This window comes from Brevibacillus sp. DP1.3A, from assembly GCF_013284245.2.
In the GTDB taxonomy this organism is placed as follows: Bacteria; Bacillota; Bacilli; order Brevibacillales; family Brevibacillaceae; genus Brevibacillus.
In genome coordinates this window covers 4735151-4760298 of sequence record NZ_CP085876.1, presented here as the reverse complement: position 1 = coordinate 4760298, position 25148 = coordinate 4735151, and the positions used below count along the sequence as shown (strand labels likewise).

The window sequence follows — 25148 nt, the reverse complement described above, 5'->3', positions numbered from 1 at the left end:
ATGAATAGAGAAAAATCTACTCAGTTATTTGCAGAAGCACAGCATTACATACCAGGCGGAGTAAACAGTCCGGTCCGTGCCTTTAAGAGCGTCGGAGGCAATCCTGTTTACATCGCAAAAGGAGAAGGCTCCCGCATTTTTGATGTGGATGGTAACAGCTATGTTGACTACATCGGCTCGTGGGGTCCATTGATCTTGGGTCATGCGCATCCGCGTGTCCTCGCAGCGATTACGGAAGTAGCTGCGCTTGGAACCAGCTTCGGCGCACCGACTGAGCGGGAAACAGAAATGGCAAAGCTCGTTTGTGAGATCGTGCCATCTGTAGAAGTCGTGCGCATGGTGAACTCCGGTACAGAGGCGACGATGAGCGCTCTGCGTCTCGCGCGTGGCTATACCAGACGCAACAAAATCATGAAGTTCGAGGGCTGCTACCATGGTCATGCAGACAGCCTGTTGATCAAAGCTGGTTCTGGTGTGGCTACACTCGGACTTCCAGACAGCCCAGGCGTACCAGAAGGAACAGCACACAACACGATTACGGTTCCTTACAATGATCTGGAAAGCGTCAAACTGGCATTTGAATCGTTTGGCGATGATCTGGCAGCAGTCATTGTGGAGCCAATCGGCGGCAACATGGGGGTCGTTCCTCCACAGCCAGGCTTCCTCGAAGGACTGCGTGAAATTACGGAGAAACATGGGACACTGCTCATTTTCGATGAAGTCATGACTGGCTTCCGTGTAGCATTGGGCGGTGCACAAGAGCTGTACGGCATTACTCCGGATTTGACAACGATGGGGAAAGTCATTGGCGGTGGCTTGCCAGTTGGTGCATACGGCGGCAAACGGGAGATCATGCAGCAAGTGGCTCCAGCAGGACCAATCTATCAAGCAGGAACGCTGTCGGGTAATCCTTTGGCAATGGTAGCAGGCTTGACTACCTTGCAAGAGCTCAGCAAACCAGGCGCTTACGAACGCTTGGAGAAGATGTCCGCTCGTTTGGCTGAAGGCTTGGCTGACAATGCCAAGAAGCTGGGCATTCCGCACACGCTCAATCGCGTAGGCTCCATGGTTTGCCTGTTCTTCACAGAGACACCGGTTATCAACTATGAAACAGCGAAAACATCCGATCTGGAGCGTTTCTCCGCGTACTTTAGCTATCTGCTGGAGGAAGGCATCATGATCCCGCCGTCCCAGTTTGAGGGTATGTTCGTTTCCTTGGCACATACTGATGAAGATATCGAACGGACGATTGAAGCGAGCTACAAAGCGATGAAAAAAGCGTTTGAATAAAGAATGAAAAGAAGAAGCACTTCCTGATGCAGGAGGTGCTTTTTTGATTTTTTTTTGCAGGATTTTTCCACTCCCTGTCAAAATACGAAGGAAAATGCAGATGATGAGGTGGAGACATGGAAGGGATGATTGTTCACGTACCGCAAAAGCATCTGATTGGCCTTAGCTTCTCTGGTGCATTTCCGATGCTTGTGGAATACATGCCAAAGCTGTGGGAGACTTTTTTGAAGCGCCAGGATGAGATTCCTCTCGTGATTTCACCAGATATTCGTTACGACATCAGCGAAGAGAATCGGACGTACCAAATGTATACCGAGTACATTGTGGTGGAAGTAGAGCGTTTCGAGCATATCCCTGAGGGCATGATCGGGTTCACGATGCCAGCGAAGACATACGCCCGCTTTACCCACACAGGACCGATGGAACAGGTACAATATACATACCACGGCCTGTTTGGCTGGCTCAACGAGAATGGCCATCAGGTGGACGAGCAAGCTCTTCGCATGGAGCGCTACGATCAACGGTATGTTCCATCTGTGCATGAGTCTGCTCGGGTCGACAATGCGTATGAAATCTTTATCCCGCTTCGGTAAAAAACAAGAGAACAACACCTCTCTTTAGTACGGGCAAGAGGTGTTGTTTTTGCTGTCAATCTATTTGCTTGTCCAAGAAACATGCTAGTTTGCCCATGACAGACTGTAGCACTTGAAGGGAATCATCGACGTAGAGATCAACATCGAGGGAGTGCTTGGCGTTTTGCGGGAGATGGAGCTGAATGTTTGGTTTGGATGTAGCAAGCTGATCAACCACATCCTGATTGTAGTAATGATCGGCGGTGCCTGAGACGAGAAAGACCTGTTGAGTGAGAGTCAGCAATTCCGTATGGAACACATCCTCAGTCAGTAATGGCGTCAACAAGATAGCCGATGAACGGACAAAACGAGATTCCTTAAGCAATCCGCATGTAATCGGTACCGTACCGAGTGACTTCCCGAGGAAGAATACTCGTTCATACGCGTGAACATCCAGCACATGTGAGACAACCGTTTGCATCTCCTCGCTGATCCAAGCACTTCGTTTGGCGAAGGAGCTATTCCAAAAATCCGTATTGTCTCGTCCATACTCTGCATGTACATGGACGAGATCGATCTGTTTGCTCAATAAAAGCATGGTAGAATAATACAGATAAGGCCTGTCGAACGAATAGCTGGCTCCGGGAAAGAAAAAACAGACGGAGCGAGATGGCGTCTGATTTGCCTGAATGTGCGTGTACGTCATTTCTTTCCCGTCCCTGACGATCACGGAACCTGTTTTTGGGTATACCATCTACATATGCACCTCTTTCATGTTCTTCGAAACAGGGGTTATTTTCCAATCGTAAGGGTCAGCAGCACTTTTTGACAAGAAGTAAACAAACATTAAAGGAGTATGATTCGATGAAAAAGGAAGTCCAACTGAGTAACGGCATCAAAATAGCCTATGTAGAAGAAGGAACAGGGGAGTCGCTTGTTTTGATCCACGGTTTTTGCGGGAGCTCATCTTACTGGCATAAGCTAGTTCCGCTCTTGTCTAAAACCAATCGTGTCATTGCGATCGATTTACGTGGTCATGGAAACAGCTCGGCGCCTGATGAATCGTATTCGATGGAGCGCTTTGCAGACGATCTGGCTTTGTTTGTAGATGAGCTGGGTTTAGCGAAGATTCATCTGTTTGGACATTCGCTCGGTGGCTATGTGACCTTGGCATTTGCAAATCAATACGCGGACAAGCTAGCGAGCTTTGGCTTGATCCATTCGACGCCATATCCAGATGACGACACTGCCAAAGCCAATCGGGATAAAGGCGCAGACAACATCCGCCAAAATGGAATGGAGCCGTTTATCAAAGCCCTCGTACCGAAGCTGTTCGCACCTTCCCATGTCGAGACGATGAGAGAAGAAGTCCAGCTAGCAAAAGAAATTGGTTTTGCGACGAACCCGGTTGGAGCCATCCAAACATTAATCGCCATGCGTGATCGAGCGGATCGCAATCATGTGCTGCAAGAAACGACTTTACCTGTGCTATTAGTCGCAGGAACAGAGGACCAGATCATTCCTTCTGAAAAAACTTTTACAGTAGATAAAAATAACGTAGAGCAAGTGTTGTTGCCTGATGTTGGGCATATGGGCATGGTAGAGGCACCAGAGAAAATGGCAGAGGCCTTCAAGAGCTTTCTAAACAGAAAGTAAACAAATATCACACCATAGTCCTAGCAAATTTTGCTATAATGAAAACGTTATCCTATTTATTTATACATAGACGAGAGGGGAAATTATCATGAAAAAGGCACGTCGGATTACGATGACGGCGTTTGCATCTATCGTGTTTGCATCGCTGATGTCTTCCTCAGCATTTGCAGCACCATTGCATCCCGTACAGCACACTGACTGGATGGTGAAAAAGGCAATTGTATCAGCGGGTCAAAATGGCGATCTTGCTTTGGATCGTGCCGTGACTCTCGCGGAGGCTACTGTTGTTTTTTCTAAATTGAAAGAGGCAAAACTGGGAGCAGCCGCTAAGGGAGCTCATTGGTCTACTCCTTACTTCGACTGGGCAAAGAGCCAAGGTGCTCTCACACAAGACGACTATAAAAACCCTGCGCAAGCCGTAACGTCTGCCAAGCTGACACAAATGGCTGACAAATTGGGCTACAAAATGAAGCTCGACAGCAAAGCGACTGTAACGCGCGGTGAATTTTTCCAAGCATTGGGTGATGCTGCTACCACGCATGTAACGATTGCACACACCAACGATACACATGGTCATATTCAAGAAGACAAGAACCAAAAAGAATTCGGCTTTGCCAAAATCGCAACCTTGCTCAAGGAATGGCGTGCAGAGAACGAAAACTTCTTGCTCTTGGACGCTGGTGATACCTTCCAAGGTACCGTTTTCGTGAACCAATTCAAAGGCGAATCTGTTGTTCCGATCCTCAACAGCCTCGACTACAACGTAATGGCTGCCGGTAACCACGAGTTTGACTTCGGTTATGAGCAACTGCTCAAGCTGCGTGACATGCTCGAGCATCCAGTTATCTCTGCTAACGTGTTCAAGGCAGATGGAAAAGAATTGCTGCCACCTGTTTTCAAAGCAGAGATTGGTGGGAAGAAATTCGCCTTTGTTGGTTTCGTAGCGGAAGACACACCTGTATTGACTCACCCTGACAACGTAAAAGGGCTGACATTCAAAAACCCGGTAGAAGTGGCGAAAGTACTTGTACCTGAGCTGAAAAAAGAAGTAGATCACGTGATTGTTGTTTCCCACATCGGAGTGAACGTAGACCGTGAAATCGCGAAAAACGTCCCTGGCATTGACCTGATTGTTGGTGGTCACTCCCATACTCCGCTGAAAGCACCTGAACTCGTAAACGGCACGTACATCGTACAAGACTGGGAGTACGGCAAGTCCCTCGGACGCGCTGACCTCTACTACCTCGGCAAAGAACTGGTAGCATTCAGCGGCGGTTTGAAAGAGTACGATGAAGCAGTTGTGGCTGATCCAGACGTAGATAAGATGGTAAAAGAAATCGTGGGCAAGATCGATACTGTCATGAATGTTACCATTGCGAAATCCGAAGTGCCACTCGATGGTGACCGTGCACTGGTACGTACGAAAGAAACAAACGTAGGTAACCTGATCGCAGATATCATGCTGGAGCGCACGCAGTCCATCAAAGGCTATGAGGCAGATGTAGCACTCGCTAACGGTGGTGGAATCCGTACACAGTTGCCAGCAGGCGATATCACGAAAAAAGGTCTGTACACGCTCCTGCCATTCGAGAACAATACACTGGCAGTCGTAGAAGTAACAGGCGAAGAGCTGAAGAAAGCCCTCGAAAACGGCGTGAGCAAGGTAGAAGAGGGAGCAGGACGCTTCCCGCAAGTGAGCGGCATGAGCTTCACGTACAACCCATCCAAGCCAGCTGGCGAGCGCGTAGTAGAAGTAAAAGTTGGAGACAAGCCGCTTGACCTGACCAAAACGTATAAAGTGGCAACGATCGACTTCCTGGCAGCAGGTGGAGATGGTTACGAATCTTTGAAAAAGCCATTCTTCAACACAGGCTTGTCCATGTACAGCATTGTGGAAGAAGGCTTGATCAAGCGTAAAACTGTCAATCCAAAAGTAGAAAACCGCATTGTTGAAGTAAAATAAGGTTTGACCGGACAGGGGTGGAGAAAAACCTCCCTGTCCATTTTTTACTGTACGGACACAATAAACTACCTCTAAAACGCGGTCGCACCTTCTTGATATGCTGCGAAAAAGAGGTTTTGTTATTATGAAGTACCTTGCAATATATAGTAGCCATTTGGTAAGCTTTTACATGGGTGATGTTGATGAACGTACAGTTTAAAAAAGGGGTTCTGGAGCTGTGTGTTCTCGTCTTGACAGCAAAGCAGGACAGATACGGCTACGAACTAGTTGCGAGCATCTCAGAAAAATTCCATATCTCTGAAGGAACGGTTTACCCCTTACTTCGCCGTTTGACCCAGGAAGGATTTTTTACGACCTATTTGGCGGAATCACAAGAGGGACCCCCACGGAAATATTACCAGCTGACAAATCGCGGTCGTCAATACATGAATGACCTCGTTTTGGAGTGGCGAATATTTAACCGCGGGGTAAATGAGATCATAGAGGAGGGACTCGGATATGACAAGGCGTGAGTTTATGGATGAGTTAAATGCTTTGCTTAGCGCTTTGCCTGATAAAGAACGTTTAGACATCCTTGCCGATTATACAGAGCATTTTCTCTCGGGAATGAAACAAGGAAAGACGGAGTTTGAAATTGCAGAAGGATTGGGAAGTCCGAAGCTAGTGGCACGCGAGCTTTTGGCTGGCTACCGAATTGATCAAGCACAGTCCAACGCATCGGTAGGGAATATGACGAGAGCGATTGTCGCCACGATCAGCTTGGGATTTTTCAATCTCGTCTTTGTTTTGGGGCCATTTTTAGGCCTGATTGGTATACTGATGGGGTTGTATGCGATGACTGCGGCGCTTTTGGTCGCGCCAGTCGGAATATTCTTGGATTACGGGATTCCCGCCCCGTCTCAAGAGCGACTTTTCTTGTTGTTCTCCAGCATGGTTTCCGTAGGATTGGGCGGAATGTTTGCCATCGGCTTGCTACGATTGACGAAATGGCTGTATCGCCAGTTCTTGCGTTATCTCCAGTTCAACGTGAAGATGATCAGGGGGAAATGAGATGCGAAATTTGGGGAAAAGACTCTTTGGAATAAGTCTTCTTTTGTTCATCATCGGTGTATGTGGAATCATCTGGCTCTTTACGAAGCAAGAAAATTTCTCCTTTTCGTTAAAACAAGTCAATGAAGAGCGCATGATCGAACAAGAGGTAAATGCGATTGAGTTGCTGACGGAAACGGCTGATGTGGAAATCATGGCAAGCAAGCAACCAAAAGCGAGCGTACGGATGGTCGGGGAAGTATCCGAGCAACAGCAGGAGCGACTGGAGTTTCAGAGTGTAGTCTCACCAGATGGTACGCTTCTCGTAGAACTGCGTGAACGCCCTCACGTCAATATGTTTTATCCTCGCAACGGAAAGGTAAAGCTGGAGCTCTTCCTGCCAGAAAAAGTGTATGAGAACGTCCAGCTTGAAACGATGACAGGGGATATCAAGAGCGGAATGCTGCGTGCAAAGAACACGAAAATATCCACCAGCAATGGAGATGTGGACGTGTCGGGCTATGAAGGAGAAGCACTTGACGTCCAGACAGCTACAGGAGATATCAATCTGGCGAATGTTCGCTCGGCCGTTGTCATTGAAAGCTCTACAGGCGAGATTGATAAACTGACAATGCCAGAGTTGACCCATGACGTTTCTATTCGAACGGATACCGGGGATATTCGAGTGACAGTAGCCAAGGAGCCTGTTGCAGCAAAGTTGGAAGTAACGACAGATACAGGAGGCATTGAAACCACCTGGTCTAACCTTACCTATGAAAAGAACGAGGAATACAAAGTGAAGGCATCGATTGGATCAGGTGGACCCAAAATGACTGTGCGAAGTTCTACCGGGGACGTTCGCATTCAATAGGAGAAGTTTGGAAACACTGATGGATAGGATTGGAAACGGAAGAAACGAAAAGATTTTGACACAAAAGAGACATTACTTGTCGAATGACGAATGGTATCATATTGAAGGAAACATAATTGTGCAAAGCGAGGTTTATTCATGACCGCAAAAACTTTTAACGACACGTTTTTGAAAGCATGTCGCGGTGAAGCGACAGAGCATGTTCCGGTCTGGTACATGCGACAGGCAGGGCGTTATCAGCCAGAATACCGCGCCATCCGCGCGAAGCATAGCTTTTTTGAAATGAACTACATACCGGAAGTTTGCGCGGAAGTGACACGTCTTCCAGTTGAGCAACTGGGCGTTGACGCTGCAATCTTGTTTGCAGACATCATGACGCCACTAAAACCGATTGGTGTGGATGTAAATATCGAATCTGGGATTGGTCCTGTGATCGCGAACCCAATCGAATCCTTGAAGGATGTTGAGCGTCTGCTTGAGCTCGATCCGGAAACGCATGTGCCGTACATTCTTGAATCCATTAAGATTTTGCGTCAGCAATTATCTGTTCCATTGATCGGTTTCGCAGGTGCACCATTTACACTGGCTAGCTATTTGATCGAAGGCGGCCCTTCTAAGCACTATCATAAGACAAAAGCATTCATGTATACCGAGCCAGTTGCTTGGCAGGCGCTGATGGAAAAACTGGGCGATATGACTATCACCTACCTCAAGGCGCAAATTAAAGCAGGTGCACAAGCTGTGCAAGTATTTGATTCGTGGGTCGGTGCATTGAATGACGAAGATTACCGCGAGTACATTACACCAGTCATGACTCGTATCTTCAATGCACTAAAAGATACTGGCGTGCCAACGATCTATTTTGGTATCGGCGCTGGTCATCTTTTGATGGATTGGAACCGCTTGCCTGTTGATGTGGTTGGTCTGGACTGGCGTACTTCGATTACAACTGCTCGTGAGATGGGTGTGACGAAGACGCTGCAAGGCAATTTGGACCCAACGCTGCTATTGGCTCCTTGGGAGAAGCTCGAAGCGAAGGCGAAGGAAATTTTGGATGAAGGCACAAAACAGCCAGGCTTCATTTTCAATCTGGGACACGGCGTATTCCCTGACGCCAAAGTAGAAACACTGCAACAACTGACGAAGTTCATCCATAGTTACAAAAGGGACATCTAATCAGGAGGGGCGCTTACATGTCAAAGCAGAAGATCGGACTCTTGTTAATGGCGTATGGAACGCCACGCAGTCCTGAACAGATTGAACCATACTATACGCACATTCGCCGTGGTCGTAAGCCACCACAAGAACTGCTCGATGATTTGATGGCGCGTTACGAGGCTGTAGATGGATTGAATCGATTTGCAGACATTACAGATGAGCAAGTGCGCGCTCTCGAGCAGGAAATGAACAAACGCTACCCAGACCGTGAATTTGTAGGGTACCTTGGTTTGAAGCATATCGCTCCGTTTGTCGAAGACGCAGTAGAGCAAATGAAGAGGGATGGGATTACAGAAGCGATCAGTCTTGTTCTGGCGCCTCATTATTCCAGCTATAGCGTCAAAGAATACAATGGACGAGCACAGGAGCATTCCGAGGCAATTGGCGGACCTGTCATCCAGAGCATTGAGAGCTGGTATCTGGAACCAGGCTTCATCGGATATTGGGCAGATGCTATTCAAGCGACGTTTGCTACGATGACGGATGAAGAGCGTGGACAAGCAGTTGTGATCTTCTCCGCTCACAGCCTGCCGGAAAAAATCTTGAAGTCAGGTGATCCGTACCCAATGCAACTGGAAGAGACAGCAAAGCTCATTGCCGAGCGAGCAGGGGTCACTTCTTATGCAATCGGATGGCAAAGTGCCGGAAATACACCTGATCCGTGGTTGGGACCAGATGTACAGGATTTGACTAGAGAGCTGTACGAAGCAAAAGGCTACCAAGCATTTGTTTACTGTCCTGTCGGATTTATTGCGGAGCATTTGGAAGTTCTGTTTGATAATGATGTGGAATGCAAAGCGGTTACAGATGAGCTAGGGGTACATTACAATCGTCCACCGATGCCTAACGCCAGACCTGCGTTCATTTCCTGTCTGGCTGATGCAGTCGGAAAGAAGCTGGCGAATTAGGGGATCGATCATATGAGCGATAATACCTATCATATTACGATTATAGGCGGCGGCATCACAGGGTTAACCGCTGCTTATTACTTACAAAAGGAAATCGACGCAAAAGGCTTGCCAATCCGTTTTCAACTGCTTGAAGAGCAGGGACGACTTGGTGGGAAAATCAAGACATGGCGTCACGAAGGGTTTGTGATTGAGCAAGGTCCCGATTCGTTTCTCGAGCGGAAAACGAGTGCGGCTGAACTGGCAGTGGACTTGGGGCTTGCGGATGATCTCGTTCGCAACAGTACAGGCCAAGCTTATATTTGGCATCAGGATCGCCTGAAAGCTATACCAGAAGGAGCGGTCATGGGTGTACCGACGAAGCTCATGCCCTTTGTCACGACCGATCTTATTTCTTGGCCGGGCAAGCTTCGAGCAGCTTTGGATCTCGTTCTTCCTACATCAAAAGGAGACGGCGATATCTCCGTGGGTGACTTTTTTCGGCGTAGGCTAGGTAATGAAGTTATTGATAATCTTATAGCGCCTTTATTGTCCGGTGTATACTCCGGGGATCTCGACAAACTCAGCTTGCTTGCGAGTTTTCCTCAATTCGCCAAAATGGAGGAGCAGCATCGCAGCTTGATCGTAGCGATGAAGCATTCTCGCCCGCAAGTAAAAACGCAAGAAAAGCCAAAAGGCATCTTCCTGACGTTGAAGAACGGATTGCAGTCCTTAGTAGAGGCAATCGAGAAGAGTCTGCCTGAAGAAGTCATCTCCAAGAATACCGGTGTCAAAGAACTGGTGAAACGTCCAGACGGGAAGTACACATTGGTATTGAAAAATGGGGAAACGATTGAGACGGATACGGTATTGTTTACCTTGCCACATGCTGTCGCAGAGCCGTTGTTCCGTCCTTATGTACAAGTTCCTACTCTGCCACAAGCGAAGCCTCATATGGTTGCAACCATCGCGATGGCGTTTCCAGAGTCAGCCATTGATTTAGGAATGGAAGGGACAGGATTTATTGTACCGCGGCATTCTGGAGCAAAAATTACCGCTTGTACGTGGGCGCATCGCAAATGGCCGCATACGACGCCGAAAAACAAAGCCTTGCTGCGTAGCTTCATAGGGAGAGCAGGAGAGCAATCCTTCATGGAGCAGACAGACGAGGAAATTTTGGAGGTTGTCCTCCGCGATCTGCGCAAGATCATGACGATTCGAGCAGAGCCGGATTTTTATAACGTATCACGTTTGCAAAATGCCATACCATATGTTGTCGGACATCAGGCTTGGGTGCAGGATGTGAACAATCAATTAAAAGAAAAACTCCCTGGTGTTATCGTGGCAGGTGCGTCGTACAGTGGCGTAGGTGTACCCGATTGTATTGATCAGGGGAAAAAAGCAATAGCAGAATGGATCGCGTCTGTAAAACCGGGGAGATAGATAACCCCGGTTTTTCCTTTTTTTTCGGTGCTAAACGGCTCGTCCTGTCCATATAGTATAGGGAAATGTCCTGCACTTGAAAGGAGGAGCACGAATGGCATTACAGGATGGGCAACTCTCTTTTGCCATCAAGGAGACCATTTTCCTCTCATCCGATAGAGCTGGAATAGGTGAATTGCAAGAGCTGGAATTGGTTCCAGATGTGGAAGTGTTGGAAAACGATTCCTACATCTCGATCACGGGTTGCTTGCAATTAGTAGGGAAGTACGAGCCAATCAGGGAAGCCGCAGAAGCGACAGGCGGCGAAGGAGAAACGCTGGTTGAGGCCATGACTTTTACTCCCTTTCGCCAGGAAGCATCGGATCAAGCCTTTTATGGCTGGGAGGAACAAATCGGTCATCGCATTCCGTTGAACATCACCATTCCATTGGATCGGATTACCGAGATCGGAGACATCTATGCAATTGTGGACAGCTTTGACTACAAGCTGGAATCACCACATCAAATGCTCATTGATGCCGATCTGAAGATTTTGGGGATAGTCCTCGGGGATAGAGCAGAACAAGCGGAACAGATCGAAACGCAGGCAGCAGGTCCAGGCGAAGGAGCGTGGGAATACACCTTTGCTGCTGGGGATGATGGGCAAGAATATACGGAACAGACGTCCCTCGATGACATCGATCAAAAGCTGAGTGCGCTGGAGGAGGAATTGGAGCGGCAGGCATTGCCAGCATCCTATGAATCAACCGAATCTCCTTCCATGTTCGATACTCCGGCTATTGCTCAATCCGATGAGGATGAATATTACGAGCAATATGGTGATGTGCTGGAAGTGGCACAGTCGGCACAGTCCAATCTTCCAGAGTCCTGGGAGACTGCTCCTATTTCGTATGACTTCGATTCCCAACAATCTGCTTCGTACGATTCTTCTGTCGCCTATTCCGAGCAGTCAGTATTGGCAGATGAGCAAGAGCAGATGAGAGAAATAGCCGAAAAAGAACAAGGACATGAGGAGCCTATACTGGCTATCCACGATCAACAGGCAATCGCATACCAGCAAGTTTCCAATGAACCTACAGGGTCATCAGTCGAAGCGGAGTCGCAGGAAGCCGTGCAAGAAGCGGTGGAAGCCAGTGTTGTATCCGAGTCAGAACCTGAGCCGGAAGCAGAACCAGTCGTTGCACAACCAGAGGCTGCCGCGGAAGATGTAGAAGTGCGAGTGGCGATTTCAGGGAAACCCTCCCAGGAAGATAGAAGTCGTGTGAACATTACTTCCATCTTCTCACAAGCGAGTCGTGCCAAACAGGAAGCGATGGCGTTAGAGGCGGAATCTTCATCTAGCTCTTCGCGATATGGGTCTGCGGCGAATGTCAACGCTTCTACGGTGGAGGCTATGCAAAATCTAACGTCGTTTGTCCGGAGAAAAGAAGAGCGTTCCAGTCAGCTGAAAATGTGCATTATTCAGCGAGATGAGACGTTAGAGCATATTTCACAACGATACTCCTTGCCTGTCTCCAAAATCGTGGAAGTAAACCGATTGGCTTCTGAGCAGCTTGTAGCAGGGCAGATTTTGTACATCCCACAATAGAGGAGTGGGGGACCGTGGATAAAATTGATCTCTCCGAGGTTTGCCAGCAATATCGGGCGCGCGTAATCCGAATTACGCCCCTAGATGATTGCTATTTACTGGAGACAAACCGGGGCCCCAAAGAACTCCACGTTTGGCCACGTGTAGATGTGATGCGCTGGTCGTTTGCTTGGCGCGAACGACTGGCTCGTCAGGGGTTTCGAGAAGTGGAGCGGTTTATTCGGACGAGAGACACCAAGCCATTTTTGATTTTGGGTAAACGCGGCGTTACCATGACCGATCATCACCGACAATTCGAAGACTATCAGCCCGGCCATGACATGGCGAGGCAATGCGGACGCGTGATCGCGATGATGCATCAGTCTCAGCAGGAAAGTCCTTTACTGTCTGGAAGTGATTTGCTCAAGCAGGAAAAGCAGCAAGTGGAAGAAAAAGGAAGGCGTACTAAAGAGCTGGTCGAATCATTTCGAGCCAAATCTGGGCGGAATTCTAAGGAGAATCGTTGGGTATCGGAACTCATGACCCCTATGCTGCAAAGAATGGACCGTTCCGCTGCGATGCTTGCCCATGAGCGAATTACTCCGGAGGCGGTTGCTGTATCCCATCGGGACCTTTTGCGTGACAACTGGGGAATGATAAACGGGAAGTTGTACTTGAGAGGTTTTTTCAGGCCGGTAATTTCAGTCCAGCAACGCGACGTTGCCACTTTTTTGCGCGATCACTTTTTGACCCACAAAGATCTGAAACAGATTGACGCTTTTTTTGACGGCTATGAAGAAATCAAGCCACTCACCTATGGAAACTATTCGTTGATACTCGCCTTTATGGCTCGTCCTCGTGAAGTGTACAGGAGTATCGAATCGTACGTTAAGCGCGTATCGCTGGATCAAGAATCGTCGATCGCTGGTATTGAGCACGCCTTGCAGAGCCAACAATCTGTTGACTTGCTGCTTCGGCATATTGCCGAGCGGGCCGAGCGTTCGAGGAGGGAGGGAGTCTATGAGTCGGTTTGATGACATTGCTCCTTTGTTCAAAGAGTATGACATGTATGCCCAGAGCATTGACGTTTTAAAGGAGCCAAATGTATTTAAGGCGACGACTCCCTACGGCTCCTTCGTATGCAAACGAGCGCAAATACCCGCTCAACGTCTTGTTTTCGTCAGCGATATGCTGCGTCAATTGCAGCATCGTGGATGGGATGGGGCGGTTCCTTTTACGTACACGAAATACGATGATCCTTTTGTCCAACAAGGTAGCACCGCCTTTTACGTAACCCCTTGGCAGCCAGGAAGTGAGGAATGGGCCGAGCAGCCCTTGTCTTGGGCGCCCACTGCCTTGGAGCGTTTGGCGGAGCTTCATCATTTGACACAAAACTATCGCTACGATGATCCGAGACAGGTAGAGCCACTTATCGACTCCTTGCTGAACCGTTGGCAATATTGGCAAGACCAAATGAATAAGGCGGCAACACTTGCGCAGGAACGTAAATATCCTTCCCCTTTTGACCTGGTGTTTTTGGCTAACAAGGAGTTTCTTGAAGAAATGGCTCAAACAGCGACAGACTTATTGACCGATTGGCGAGAGCGTCATGAGACACATGCTCATTTTCGCTTATCGTTGATCCATGGTAACCCGAATCCTGAGCATGTTGTGCCAGATCGATCGGGAAAAGGACGGCTGCTTAATTTTGATCGTGCCAGCTTTGATACACCAGTGCGTGATTTGACGCTATTTTATCGTACCTATTTTCAAATGGCGGGGGATGAGGTTGGGGCTTCTCAACTATTCCATCGCTATGCCGAGATATTTCCGCTGCGGCCGGAAGAAATTGAACTGATGGCTTCGTTTCTCTCCTTCCCAGAGAGGATCATGAGAGACTTGGATATTTATTATCATCATCCCCGTGAGTGGACCGAGTTTTACGCTGTCCAACGTTTTGAAAAAGATATGGACCGTCTGATGCGCCTGCATCGTTGGGTCCAGCAAGCCTTTTAATGAGCAACGTCTCACCGCGTGGGGCGTTGTTTTTCTTTTTTATAACCATTCAAGGGAGATGGCAACATAGAGCATGGCTAACAAACCGAGAAGGACGACATCAAAAGAGGTAGGAAACACAATCGTTCGGATAAATTGAAAAACCAACAGCGGAAAGAGCACCTGTTTGCATCCGTATTTGATCCGTAAATACGTGGGGTTATACTTCCAACGAAAATTCATCACAATCACCTCATTCCAGCATATGCGCGGCAACTTTGGACAGTGTCTACAACCTTGAGCAAACGCCTAAAACATTTTCATTGAAGTAGATAGTGGTTTGAATGGTGCCTGAAAAGGGAAGGTGTAGGGCAGGAAGGCTAGGACGAAACGAATAAAGGTGATCACAATGTTTTTGAAAATTGCCATAACCCTTTTCGCAATTCCCGAAAGAAAGAATTATGCTAAAGTGTGTATGGGAGTGGCTCGGGGATGAATCATCAATTGGTCAAACTAATGGAATTGAAACAGAATTACGAGTATCTGGTGATGACCAGCAATGAGCAAAGCAAGCGCCAAGTCAATTACGAGAGTCTCATGCCATTTATAGAAGAGTTGGTCGATACGTGGTTCGTGAAAATGGACAAGCCGTGCTTTTTGTCGATCACGTTTGAATCGGCTCTAGGTGCTGTCTATTTTCGGATCGAGCGTGGCAACAAAGAGAGCGCAAAAGTGCAGCGCGAAGTAGAGGAGCGCATTGTTGTCTCGGAACAGTGTGACACCGCTCAAACACCGCGTTATGTCCGCTTGTTCGTCCAGAGTAACGTCAATGACCGTGAGCTAAAGGAACTGGAGAAATCTTTTTATGGGCTACTCCTCGTGAACATTCGGGCGTTGATCCTCAGATGTCAACAGGACCAGTCATCAGGGCAGCGAGAAATCGAGATGGAGATGAAGCTGGCTAGACGCATGCAGTCGAAGCTCATTCCCACAGAAGAATTACAGTTAACCAGTTTGCGAACAAGAACGGTTTACGTGCCAGTCGATTATGTAGGCGGGGACTACATTGACTATAGACAAATCGATGATCGCTACACCTGTTTTATCATTGCGGATGTGTCCGGGCACGGTTTTTTGGCCAGTATTTGGGCAACGGGGATTAGGATTGCTGTAAGGCAGGTTTTGCAGTCCAGCTATTTGCCGGATGAGATTTTGGAAAGACTCAATCAGTTGCTTTATGCAGATTTAGTGAAAACCCGTTCTTACATTACGATGCTGGTTGCTGTCTATGACGAGGTGGAACACAAAATTCGTTTTAGCAGGGCAGGACATCCACAGCCTTTTTATTTGTCCAAGTCGAATCAAACCATTTTAGCTAGCAAGGGTGGAGTCGGCCTAGGGCTTTTGCCCGATAGCACGTATCAAATGGAGGAGGTACCCTTAGAAGAAGAGGGCATGCTATTGCTCTACACAGATGGTTTGCTGGATTCAGGGAGAAAAGAAGTGTGTCGAGGCAGTAGGCATTGGCTAGAAGAACTATCCTCCTTATTAAAGATGCCTGGTGATAGTAAGCAGGAATCGATGAATCGAGTTGAGGCCTACTTAATGGAGATAACACAGCAGCGAAACCAAACGGATGATATTTCTGTGTTGATTCTTCAATTTGAGCCTGAAGAGAGTATAGCCCTCGTGTAGTTGCGCGTGAATAGGAGGATGAACTGTGATTTTGTGTGAGCGTTGTCCGGACAATCCCACTTGTGATAATTGCCTTGTCGCGCTACGTTCTGGCGGTGCAGCGAGCAAAGTAGTTCCGCCCCGCACTGTAAAGGTGACGAACCTAGCAACGATGGAATCGTTCCAGGCGAAGCTGGTAGCAGTGAGCCGGACGACCATTGGGTTAAGCAGTTCTGATCATGCTTTGCACGGACGCATAGAAATAGAGCTCGCCTATGATTTCCGAATTATCGGTAGCGGATTGCGTGGTATAGCAGGTGATCCGTACCATATTATCGATATCGAAAAAGTTTTGCGACGGGAAGACGTTCTGGAGCGATTGCTCCTGGAAGAATTTCATACATGGCACATGAGTGGCGAATTGGACCCGGCAGACGTCTTGTTACATTGGAAGGATCGAGACGACGAGCGGGGGCGATTAATAAAACAAGAGATTCAGAAGTTATCCATACTGCGTCAGATCGAGACCGTTTTCCTCTATCTTTACGATGAAGGGAAAGTGCGTCCGCTGGGTGACGTTCGTGCGAGTTTGGAAGTAGAGAGAGAAATGCAACGACTCGTCGAAGATGCGGCTGGATCGGGTGGTCCTGTAAGGGAGCAAATTGTCACCACAGATGGCACAAAGGTGTTTGAATTATACACATCTGTATTGCCAGATCGGACCTGTGGAATCGCTTTGATTGACGTCACCGCCGTCATAGCAGAAGAACGAAAACGCAAAAGACGGGAATGGGAGATCTACAGAGATATTCTGGGTGTGGTCACAGAAGGTAAGCTATTGTTGCTTAGTGATGAAGAATTATTTTTCTTGCTTCGGGAAGGGCATAAGCTCTTGGCAATCGATATCCGTTTACCGGAGCAGCTTGCAGAACTGCGTAAATTGTTCAAGCAAGCTTTGGAACCACAAGGCATTTCTGATAAACGAATGCTACAGTTTCTCGTTGCGGTCAACGAAGCTGCTTCCAATACGTTGAAGCACGGAAATGGCGGTGTGGTTACGTTATACCTAACGAATGACAGGCAGATGTGCCGTGCTGTGATCCATGATGAAGGACAAGGAATTTTGCTCGAGGATATCCCGCGAGCTACCCTACAACAAGGATTTTCTACGCGCCACTCGCTCGGGGCAGGTTTTCACGTGATCCTGCAATACTGTGATCGTGTTTATTTGAGCAGCTCCCTGGCAGGCACAAAGCTTATTTTAGAATGTATCCTTTCACGTTAAGCAACCATTTCCAAAAAGCCAAATGTTTGCAAGTGAATGAAAATGGGTAATATAGTAAAAGGACGAGCAGATTGGGTGTACCGATACCTATTGAGAGGAGTTTGAGCATGGACTACCGCGCAACAGAGGCGAACGGACAGGCTACATTGTTTTTCGTCGGAGAGTTGGACATGGCTGTAGGAGATCGAGTAGGTGAATTGCTCCAGCAGTATGGAGGGCGAAATCAATTCGTTACCGTCGATTTTCAAGGTGTCTCCTTTGTAGATTCTTCCGGTATTGGAAGCCTGTTTTTTACCACGAAAGAACTGTTGGCCATGGGCAAACAGGTAGAAATCGTCAATGTCCGAGAAGAAATTCTCGATATTTTGGGCGTGCTCGGTTTTACCGAAGCACTGGGCATTGCAGTTGGAAAAGTGGGCGAAACCCGGGTTTGACGCCAAACAGCGTGATTGTATATAATAGTGAAAGCTAACCATACGACAATTACATACGATATGAACGATGAGTGGGAAGAGTAAGTCAGGACGCCTTAGCAGAGAGGAGAATCAGTTGCTGCGAGATTCTCTAAGGTCATGAATGGCTGAAGGTCGCCCAGGAGTTTTTTCGGTGAAAGCATGTGCCTAGCCGAGACCGGTTCGCAACCGTTATCTTGTCAGAGTGAACACGCCATAAGCATGTAGTTTATCGTGTGTTAACAAAGGTGGTACCGCGAAAATAATCCTTTCGTCCTTTGCGATGAAGGGTTTTTTTATTTTTTGCAAAGCAAGTTATGCTAATAGGAGGAGTCGTACATGTCTACACAGCCAACAACCGACATCGACCAATTGCTGCCGAAAAACTATGATCCAAAAGCAGCAGAGAACAAATGGTATCCGTATTGGATCGAAAAACAATTTTTCAAGGCAGAACGTGACCCGAATAAACGTCCGTTTACGATTGTCATTCCACCCCCGAACGTAACTGGTAAATTGCACTTGGGCCACGCGCTGGATACGACTTTGCAAGATATCATTACGCGTACCAAGCGTATGCAAGGCTACAGCACCTTGTTCTTGCCAGGTATGGACCACGCTGGTATCGCAACTCAAGCGCGCGTAGAAGCTACCTTGCGTGAAGAAGGCGTCTCTCGCCATGATCTGGGCCGCGAAAAATTCGTGGAAAAAATATGGGAGTGGAAGCACATCTACGCTTCGCATATTCGTGAGCAGTGGGAAAAGCTCGGTCTTGCCCTGGATTACTCCCGCGAGCGTTTTACGATGGATGAAGGCTTGTCCCAAGCTGTCCGCGAAGTATTTGTTCGTCTGTACGAAAAAGGCTTGATCTATCGCGGTAACCGCATCATTAACTGGGACCCTGCTGCCCGCACAGCTCTGTCTGATATTGAAGTAATCTACAAGGAAGTAAAAGGTGCGCTGCATCACATGCGTTACCCATTGGCAGATGGCACCGGTTATATCGAAGTAGCTACAACCCGTCCTGAAACGATGCTCGGTGATACGGCTGTAGCTGTACATCCGGAAGATGAGCGTTACAAGGACATGATCGGCAAAACCGTGATTTTGCCAATCGTAGGACGCGAAATTCCAATCGTCGCAGATGACTACGTTGATCCTGAGTTTGGTTCTGGCGCTGTAAAAATTACGCCAGCACACGATCCGAATGACTTTGAATTGGGTCTTCGCCATCAGTTGCCACAAATCGTTGTCATGGATGAGACGGGCGCGATGAACGAGCTGGCTGGTATCTACAAAGGCTTGGATCGCTTCGCATGCCGCAAGCAAATCATCAAAGATTTGACTGAGCAAGGTGTGATGTTCAAAGTTGAGGAGCATATTCATCAGGTTGGACATAGTGAGCGCAGCGATGCAGTCGTAGAACCATACCTTTCTACCCAATGGTTCGTAAAAATGCAACCTTTGGCTGACGAAGCACTGGCTAATGCAAATAGCCCTGAGAGCGTGAAATTCGTCCCAGAGCGCTTCAAGACGAATTACCTGCGTTGGATTGAAAACATCCGCGACTGGTGCATCTCCCGTCAGCTGTGGTGGGGTCACCGAATTCCTGCATGGTATTGCGGAGATTGTAACGAAACGATTGTATCTCGCGCAGATGTGACTGAGTGCCCAAGCTGCCACAGCCACAAGCTGGAGCAGGACAACGACGTTCTCGATACATGGTTCTCCTCTGGTCTATGGCCGTTCTCGACCCTGGGCTGGCCGGAAGAATCCGAGGACATGAAGTACTTCTATCCAACGAATGTCCTGGTAACAGGCTATGATATTATCTTCTTCTGGGTTGCTCGCATGATGTTCTCAGGTCTTGAATTTACCGGGAAAAGTCCGTTTGAATCCGTCTTGATTCACGGCATTATTCGCGACTCCGAGGGCCGCAAAATGTCCAAATCACTCGGCAACGGTGTCGATCCGATGGAAGTGATTGAGAAGTACGGAGCGGATGCGCTGCGATACACATTGGCGACAGGGAATTCCCCAGGAAATGACCAACGCTTCTATTGGGAAAAGGTGGAGGCAAACCGCAACTTCGCGAACAAAATTTGGAACGCGTCTCGTTTTGCCTTGATGAACCTGGCTGACTTCAAATACGAGGAAATCGATTTGAGCGGTGAGCTGTCTACACCAGACAAATGGATTCTTTCCCGCCTCCAAGCGACAATCGCAGATGTAACCCGTCTGTCTGACGCATTTGAATTCGGTGAAGCAGGCCGTGTGCTTTACAACTTCATTTGGGATGACCTGTGTGACTGGTATATCGAGATGGCGAAGCTGCCGCTGTATGGTACAGATGAAGCAGCGAAGAAGACAACCCAATCCGTTCTGGTTACAGTTCTGGATCAAACACTCAAGCTGTTGCATCCGTTCATGCCGTTCATCACGGAGGAAATTTGGCAGGCATTGCCGCACCAAGGCGAGAGCATCACAGTAGCACCTTGGCCAACTGTTAACGAGCAATGGATTTTTGCTGAAGCAGAAAGCGAAATGAACCAGTTGATGGATATCATCCGCAGCGTACGCAACATCCGTGCAGAAGTAAACGTACCAATGTCCAAGAAAATTGAGCTCCTGATCAAGCCAAGCGATGCATTGTCCGCTGAGCGTCTGACACGTGGTGAGCACTACCTCAGCCGTTTCTGCAACCCTGAGCGTCTGGAAATCAGCCTGGATCTGGCTATGCCTGATAAAGCGATGTCTGCTGTGATCACGGGAGCAGAATTGTTCCTTCCACTGGCAGGCTTGATCGATATCGAGCAAGAGCTGAAGCGTCTGGAAAAAGAAGTGGCGACACTCAACGGCGAAGTGGAGCGTATTGAGAAAAAGCTCAACAATGCCGGATTTATGGCCAAGGCACCTGAAAAAGTAGTCGCAGAGGAAAAAGCGAAGATGGCAGACTACATGGATAAGCGGGATAAAGTGATTGCACGACTTGCCGAATTGAAGGGCGAATGATCCGCCATACCATCGCATATTTTTGAGAATGGAGCATTGTGGTATGCATGCAGAAGAAGGGTTTGTAGAATATACGCAAGCGCTCGACTGGCTGCATGGACTGCTCAGGTTCGGTCAACGGCCGGGGCTTGAGAGAATGCAGTGGGTTTTGGAGCAAGTAGGACATCCTGAGCGGAGAATCCCATTTATTCATGTGGCTGGCACCAATGGAAAAGGTTCAACCTGCGCATTCCTGACGCAAATGCTGATGGAAGCCGGATATAGTGTAGGTACATTTACCTCCCCCTATTTGGTTGACTTCCGTGAGCGCATCCGTTACAACGGCAGCATGATCACGGAAGAAGATCTATTGCAGCTGGTGAATGAAGTCAAGGTATGGGTGCAACGATGCGAACAAGAAACAGAGTTCGGTTCCCCTACCGAATTTGAAGTGATTACGCTGATCGCCATTCTTTATTTTTCAAGAGTGGCGAGACCAGCGGTAGTCGTATGGGAAACAGGACTTGGCGGGCGATTGGATTCGACGAACGTCGTCCTTCCGCTTGTTTCGGTCATCACGAATATCGGTATGGACCATACGCAAGTGTTGGGAGAAAGCTTGGAAGATATTGCCCAGGAAAAAGCGGGGATTATCAAGCCGGGTGTTCCTGTAGTCACAGGTGAGGTTAGGCCGGAACTTCTCGCGATTTTTGAGGAGCGCACAAGACAAACGAAGAGTACGCTATATCATATTGGTGAACATTTTCAGGCAGTGCAGGTAGAGGAGCAGCTGGGTGACCAACAGTTTCGTTACAAAAGCATTCACCGTCGTGCGGAAGCATCCTACCGTCTTACCATGAATGGCATTCACCAAACAACCAATGCAGCCGTTGCTTTAATGACCATCGATATCCTGCGTAATTACTTCTCTTTCTTGCTGGAGGAAGAAGAAATATTTCGCGGTTTGCAACAAACGCGTTGGCCTGGTCGTCTAGAAGTCATCTCTCCAAGACCAATGGTTATCTTGGATGGGGCACACAATCAGGAAGGAATGGAGGCGCTTGTAAGCAGTCTGGATCGGTTGTTGCCGGACGGAGTACAGTTGCATTTGCTCTTTTCTGGATTGGCAGATAAGCCGCTTGCCAAAATGGCAGAGTCGCTCGTACCAGTAAAGTCAAAAATCCAAAAGCTGCATGTGACAACCTTTGACTTCCCGCGTGCAGCCGAAGCCAATAGCTTACAAGAGTCGTTTTTAGCCGGTGGCTGGGAGCAAGAGTTTCTCGATGCAGTCCCAGACTGGCGGGCGTTTCTCCTTTCTTGGATGCGGGAGAAGCAATCAGCGAAGGCGGATGACTGGTTGGTCGTCTGCGGTTCGCTCTACTTCATCGCCCAAGTACGCGCATTCTTTCCCACTATAGTAGAAGAGGCAGGTGAATAGGGTGGATCAGGCCCAACACGTCCACTTTGTGGGCATCGGCGGTTATGGCATGAGTGCCATTGCCCGCGTCTTGATCGACCTTGGATACAAGGTAACCGGCTCCGATGTCGCCATGAATGATTTGGCGAAAAAGCTGGAAGCAAGAGGGGCGGTCATTCATATTGGCCATAATGCTACCCACGTGGAGGGAGCAGACAGCATCGTATACTCCACCAGTATTTCCAAAGACAATCCTGAGGTGATCGCAGGTCAAGCATTAGGAATTCCGGTCATGCACCGTTCCCAAATGCTTGCTCGCATATTGAATGAACGCACAGGAGTAGCAGTAGCCGGAGCACACGGCAAGACGACCACGACATCGATGATCTCTCACGTGCTGGAAGAGTGCGGTGTAGACCCGACTTTCATCATCGGCGGTGAATTGATGAGTGCTGGTACCAACGCAAAGGCAGGTACCAGTGATTATGTCATTGCTGAGGCAGACGAGAGCGACGGTTCCTTTTTGGAATACAGACCGATGTATGAAATTGTGACGAGCATCGAACCAGATCATCTGGAGCATTTCGATGGCGACTTCAACAATTTGAAACAGGCGTACGTCCAGTTCTTGAGCCATCTAAAACCGGCTGGAAAAGCGATCCTGTGCATCGATGATCAACATGTGCGTGAAGTCATGCCGTCCGTCGAAAAAACGGTCGTGACGTATGCAGTCGATCCGAACTTTGTGGCACAAGCACAGTTTTCTGCCACTTTGATTGAATGTGGAGATCGTTGCAGCACGTGCCAGATTTATCACAAGGATGAGCGGTTGGGTGAATTGTGTCTCGTAGTCCCAGGCAAGCATAATATTGCAAATGCACTGGCTGCGATCATTGTTTGCCTGGATATTGGCCTTTCCTTTGATAAAATTGCACAGGCACTGTCTACTTTTAGCGGTGCCAAGCGCAGATTTCAAATTATCGGGGATACACGAGGCGTCCTGGTCGTAGACGACTACGCGCATCATCCAACGGAAATTATCGCTACACTAAGCGGGGCAAGGGCATCGGGCCGACGTGTGATCGCTGTGTTTCAGCCACAACGCTACACACGCACGTATTTCCTTATGGATGAATTCAGCCGTGCCTTTGCAGAAGCAGACGAAGTGATTATCACGGATATCTACTCTCCAGCGGGCGAAGAAAAAATCGAGGGAGTTACCTCCGAGGTGCTGGTGCAAAAAATCCGCACCAACAGCCACCCGCGTGCGCAGTACATTCCGACGAAGGAACAAATGCAGGAGCATGTCTTCAAAGGATTGCAAGAGGGCGATCTCGTGTTGACTATGGGTGCAGGGGATATCTGGAAATCCGCTTACTGGCTGGCTGAAAAGCTAGAAAAATAACGGATAGAGACGTAAAAAGACTTGAAACCTACGGGTTTCAAGTCTTTTTATTTACTATCGGAAAGTTTTGTAAGGTATCGATATACCAACAATGCTAGTGAGAAGAAAAAGCACAGGGCTCATAGACCTTGACAACGCCTACCCAGTCGGAACTACAAAAAGGGGACCACGCTTGTCGAACACTTCTCCCTTGAGAAACTTCCGCCCGTAGGGTGGCTTTGGCTCGACGGTCCCCTTTTTGTAGTGGAGACGGCCAGTGAATCCCCCCTGCTGGCGTGTCAGAGTCGAAGAGAACTGTGCTTTTTCTTCTCCTCCACTATGCTGACTCAAACCAGAATTAGATTATTGATTTTAAAAAATAGTACCAGATACTAATATCTAGTGTTATAATCAGATCATAAAAACGGAAGGTGATGATCGGATGATGACAAATGCAAGCCCCTTCAAGTCACGAATTACCGCTATCGGTACGTATGTGCCGAGTCGCGTTCTTACCAATACAGATATGGAAAAACTAGTGGAGACATCGAATGAGTGGATTTTACAACGAACAGGTATTCATGAGCGCCGTATGGCAAGAGAAGATGAATTTACCAGTGATCTGGCCATCGCTGCTATCCACGATATGATCGCGAATTATGGGAAGGATATCCGCGATGTCGATATGATTTTGGTGGCGACCAGTACGCCAGACTATCCATTTCCAAGTGTAGCAAGCCAAATCCAGGCGCATTTTCAAGTCGAGCAGGCAGGAGCCATGGACCTCTCCGCCACCTGTGCAGGATTTACGTATGCGCTCCATATGGCAAATGCGCTCATCAGCTCTGGTTTGCATCGCAAAGTGTTGGTAGTAGGTGCAGAAACCTTAACAAAAGTAACCGACTATACGGATCGCACGACGTGCATCCTGTTCGGGGACGGGGCGGGTGCAGTGTTGGTTGAGCAAGACTCTACGGCTCCTGGTTTTTTGTCCGCCTATTTAGGCTCAAAGGGGGACGGAGGGATTCATGTATACCGATCGGGCTTGTCTACCCATATGGACGGACGAGAATTGAGTGGGAATGGATGCATGGTCCAAAACGGGAGAGAAGTGTACAAGTGGGCAGTAACAACTGTTCCAAAGGGGATGCAGGAGGTAGTGAGCCGGGCGGGCAAAACGCTCGAAGATGTCGACTGGTTCATCCCGCACAGTGCCAATTTGCGCATGATCGAATCCATTTGTGAGAAGAGCCAGTTCCCACTCGAAAAGACACTGTACAGTCTGACGCACTATGGCAACACATCAGCGGCTACCATTCCATTGTCGCTCGCCTTGGGGATCAAGGAAGGCAAAGTAAAGGCAGGGGATACGATCTTGTTGTATGGGTTTGGCGGTGGTCTCGTCCACGCTGGCCTTTTGTTCACTTGGAATCCGTAAACCATGTTCATAAATC

The 25148-nt window shown here is 48.3% G+C and carries 22 protein-coding genes and 1 other annotated feature; of the genes, 20 read left to right on the top strand and 2 right to left on the bottom strand.

Annotated features, from left to right (window positions below):
* Positions 1-1290, top strand: coding sequence for a glutamate-1-semialdehyde 2,1-aminomutase (gene hemL / locus HP399_RS21820; protein ID WP_173618960.1), 1290 nt, complete (start codon positions 1-3; stop codon positions 1288-1290).
* A gap of 116 nt (positions 1291-1406) precedes the next feature.
* Entirely contained in the window at positions 1407-1883 is a 477-nt protein-coding gene (locus HP399_RS21815; protein ID WP_173618959.1) for a GyrI-like domain-containing protein, read from the top strand.
* A 55-nt stretch (positions 1884-1938) separates the two neighbouring features.
* On the opposite strand, the gene HP399_RS21810 is transcribed toward HP399_RS21815, so the two are convergent.
* Entirely contained in the window at positions 1939-2616 is a 678-nt protein-coding gene (locus HP399_RS21810; RefSeq protein WP_173618958.1) for an alpha/beta family hydrolase, read from the bottom strand.
* Between the two features lie 110 nt (positions 2617-2726).
* Here HP399_RS21810 and HP399_RS21805 point away from each other — a divergent pair, with 110 nt between their 5' ends.
* From HP399_RS21805 to HP399_RS21755, 11 genes are all read left to right on the top strand, one after another.
* A complete protein-coding gene (locus tag HP399_RS21805) occupies positions 2727-3518 on the top strand; it encodes an alpha/beta fold hydrolase (protein ID WP_173618957.1) in 792 nt (263 codons plus the stop codon).
* A gap of 88 nt (positions 3519-3606) precedes the next feature.
* Positions 3607-5481: a bifunctional metallophosphatase/5'-nucleotidase gene (locus HP399_RS21800; protein WP_173618956.1), complete on the top strand. Its 1875-nt coding sequence runs from the start codon at positions 3607-3609 to the stop codon at positions 5479-5481.
* A gap of 182 nt (positions 5482-5663) precedes the next feature.
* The gene (locus HP399_RS21795) at positions 5664-5993 is read left to right on the top strand and encodes a PadR family transcriptional regulator (RefSeq protein WP_017247513.1); all 330 of its coding nucleotides are present in this window, start codon (positions 5664-5666) and stop codon (positions 5991-5993) included.
* Entirely contained in the window at positions 5980-6531 is a 552-nt protein-coding gene (locus HP399_RS21790; protein WP_173618955.1) for an HAAS signaling domain-containing protein, read from the top strand. Before HP399_RS21795 ends, HP399_RS21790 begins: the two co-directional genes overlap by 14 nt.
* Before the next feature lies 1 nt (position 6532).
* On the top strand, positions 6533-7381 hold the full coding sequence (locus HP399_RS21785) for a DUF4097 family beta strand repeat-containing protein (protein ID WP_173618954.1): 849 nt from the start codon (positions 6533-6535) through the stop codon (positions 7379-7381).
* 138 nt (positions 7382-7519) lie between these two features.
* Complete coding sequence (gene hemE / locus HP399_RS21780) at positions 7520-8557, top strand: uroporphyrinogen decarboxylase (protein ID WP_173618953.1); 1038 nt, start codon at positions 7520-7522, stop codon at positions 8555-8557.
* 17 nt (positions 8558-8574) lie between these two features.
* The gene (gene hemH, locus HP399_RS21775) at positions 8575-9507 is read left to right on the top strand and encodes a ferrochelatase (protein ID WP_173618952.1); all 933 of its coding nucleotides are present in this window, start codon (positions 8575-8577) and stop codon (positions 9505-9507) included.
* Positions 9508-9519: 12 nt separating this feature from the next.
* A complete protein-coding gene (hemY, locus tag HP399_RS21770) occupies positions 9520-10929 on the top strand; it encodes a protoporphyrinogen oxidase (protein ID WP_173618951.1) in 1410 nt (469 codons plus the stop codon).
* Between the two features lie 94 nt (positions 10930-11023).
* A complete protein-coding gene (locus HP399_RS21765) occupies positions 11024-12517 on the top strand; it encodes a LysM peptidoglycan-binding domain-containing protein (protein ID WP_173618950.1) in 1494 nt (497 codons plus the stop codon).
* Positions 12518-12531: 14 nt separating this feature from the next.
* Positions 12532-13530: a phosphotransferase gene (locus HP399_RS21760; RefSeq protein ID WP_173618949.1), complete on the top strand. Its 999-nt coding sequence runs from the start codon at positions 12532-12534 to the stop codon at positions 13528-13530.
* A complete protein-coding gene (locus HP399_RS21755; protein WP_173618948.1) occupies positions 13517-14512 on the top strand; it encodes a protein kinase family protein in 996 nt (331 codons plus the stop codon). The genes HP399_RS21760 and HP399_RS21755 overlap by 14 nt, the downstream gene beginning before the upstream one ends.
* A gap of 39 nt (positions 14513-14551) precedes the next feature.
* On the opposite strand, the gene HP399_RS21750 is transcribed toward HP399_RS21755, so the two are convergent.
* Positions 14552-14734, bottom strand: coding sequence for a hypothetical protein (locus tag HP399_RS21750; protein WP_217367674.1), 183 nt, complete (start codon positions 14732-14734; stop codon positions 14552-14554).
* A gap of 249 nt (positions 14735-14983) precedes the next feature.
* Between HP399_RS21750 and HP399_RS21745 the strand changes: the two genes are divergently transcribed.
* The 7 genes from HP399_RS21745 (at position 14984) to HP399_RS21715 (ending at position 25132) form a co-directional block, all read left to right on the top strand.
* The gene (locus tag HP399_RS21745; RefSeq protein ID WP_173618946.1) at positions 14984-16186 is read left to right on the top strand and encodes a PP2C family protein-serine/threonine phosphatase; all 1203 of its coding nucleotides are present in this window, start codon (positions 14984-14986) and stop codon (positions 16184-16186) included.
* Between the two features lie 25 nt (positions 16187-16211).
* Positions 16212-17450, top strand: a complete 1239-nt coding sequence (locus HP399_RS21740) for an ATP-binding protein (protein ID WP_173618945.1) — start codon at positions 16212-16214, stop codon at positions 17448-17450.
* A 107-nt stretch (positions 17451-17557) separates the two neighbouring features.
* Positions 17558-17884, top strand: coding sequence for an STAS domain-containing protein (locus HP399_RS21735; RefSeq protein ID WP_173618944.1), 327 nt, complete (start codon positions 17558-17560; stop codon positions 17882-17884).
* A gap of 58 nt (positions 17885-17942) precedes the next feature.
* Positions 17943-18184 (top strand) — a binding site (T-box leader).
* A gap of 57 nt (positions 18185-18241) precedes the next feature.
* Positions 18242-20914: a valine--tRNA ligase gene (locus HP399_RS21730; RefSeq protein WP_173618943.1), complete on the top strand. Its 2673-nt coding sequence runs from the start codon at positions 18242-18244 to the stop codon at positions 20912-20914.
* Positions 20915-20957: 43 nt separating this feature from the next.
* A complete protein-coding gene (locus HP399_RS21725) occupies positions 20958-22331 on the top strand; it encodes a bifunctional folylpolyglutamate synthase/dihydrofolate synthase (protein ID WP_173618942.1) in 1374 nt (457 codons plus the stop codon).
* A gap of 1 nt (position 22332) precedes the next feature.
* Complete coding sequence (gene murC, locus HP399_RS21720; protein ID WP_173618941.1) at positions 22333-23715, top strand: UDP-N-acetylmuramate--L-alanine ligase; 1383 nt, start codon at positions 22333-22335, stop codon at positions 23713-23715.
* Between the two features lie 421 nt (positions 23716-24136).
* A complete protein-coding gene (locus tag HP399_RS21715) occupies positions 24137-25132 on the top strand; it encodes a ketoacyl-ACP synthase III (protein ID WP_173618940.1) in 996 nt (331 codons plus the stop codon).
* Positions 25133-25148: the final 16 nt, after the last annotated feature.

Excerpts from the sequence above, each read along its gene's own strand:
- HP399_RS21785 (WP_173618954.1), top strand. The coding sequence starts at position 6,533 with ATGCGAAATTTGGGGAAAAGACTCTTTGGAATAAGTCTTCTTTTGTTC.
- HP399_RS21735 (WP_173618944.1), top strand. The coding sequence starts at position 17,558 with ATGGACTACCGCGCAACAGAGGCGAACGGACAGGCTACATTGTTTTTC.
- HP399_RS21805 (WP_173618957.1), top strand. The coding sequence starts at position 2,727 with ATGAAAAAGGAAGTCCAACTGAGTAACGGCATCAAAATAGCCTATGTA.
- HP399_RS21725 (WP_173618942.1), top strand. The coding sequence starts at position 20,958 with ATGCATGCAGAAGAAGGGTTTGTAGAATATACGCAAGCGCTCGACTGG.
- HP399_RS21755 (WP_173618948.1), top strand. The coding sequence starts at position 13,517 with ATGAGTCGGTTTGATGACATTGCTCCTTTGTTCAAAGAGTATGACATG.
- HP399_RS21730 (WP_173618943.1), top strand. The coding sequence starts at position 18,242 with ATGTCTACACAGCCAACAACCGACATCGACCAATTGCTGCCGAAAAAC.
- HP399_RS21745 (WP_173618946.1), top strand. The coding sequence starts at position 14,984 with ATGAATCATCAATTGGTCAAACTAATGGAATTGAAACAGAATTACGAG.
- HP399_RS21795 (WP_017247513.1), top strand. The coding sequence starts at position 5,664 with ATGAACGTACAGTTTAAAAAAGGGGTTCTGGAGCTGTGTGTTCTCGTC.
- hemH (WP_173618952.1), top strand. The coding sequence starts at position 8,575 with ATGTCAAAGCAGAAGATCGGACTCTTGTTAATGGCGTATGGAACGCCA.
- HP399_RS21750 (WP_217367674.1), bottom strand. The coding sequence starts at position 14,734 with ATGAATTTTCGTTGGAAGTATAACCCCACGTATTTACGGATCAAATAC.
- hemY (WP_173618951.1), top strand. The coding sequence starts at position 9,520 with ATGAGCGATAATACCTATCATATTACGATTATAGGCGGCGGCATCACA.
- HP399_RS21800 (WP_173618956.1), top strand. The coding sequence starts at position 3,607 with ATGAAAAAGGCACGTCGGATTACGATGACGGCGTTTGCATCTATCGTG.
- HP399_RS21790 (WP_173618955.1), top strand. The coding sequence starts at position 5,980 with ATGACAAGGCGTGAGTTTATGGATGAGTTAAATGCTTTGCTTAGCGCT.
- hemL (WP_173618960.1), top strand. The coding sequence starts at position 1 with ATGAATAGAGAAAAATCTACTCAGTTATTTGCAGAAGCACAGCATTAC.
- HP399_RS21815 (WP_173618959.1), top strand. The coding sequence starts at position 1,407 with ATGGAAGGGATGATTGTTCACGTACCGCAAAAGCATCTGATTGGCCTT.
- HP399_RS21810 (WP_173618958.1), bottom strand. The coding sequence starts at position 2,616 with ATGGTATACCCAAAAACAGGTTCCGTGATCGTCAGGGACGGGAAAGAA.
- HP399_RS21715 (WP_173618940.1), top strand. The coding sequence starts at position 24,137 with ATGATGACAAATGCAAGCCCCTTCAAGTCACGAATTACCGCTATCGGT.
- hemE (WP_173618953.1), top strand. The coding sequence starts at position 7,520 with ATGACCGCAAAAACTTTTAACGACACGTTTTTGAAAGCATGTCGCGGT.
- HP399_RS21765 (WP_173618950.1), top strand. The coding sequence starts at position 11,024 with ATGGCATTACAGGATGGGCAACTCTCTTTTGCCATCAAGGAGACCATT.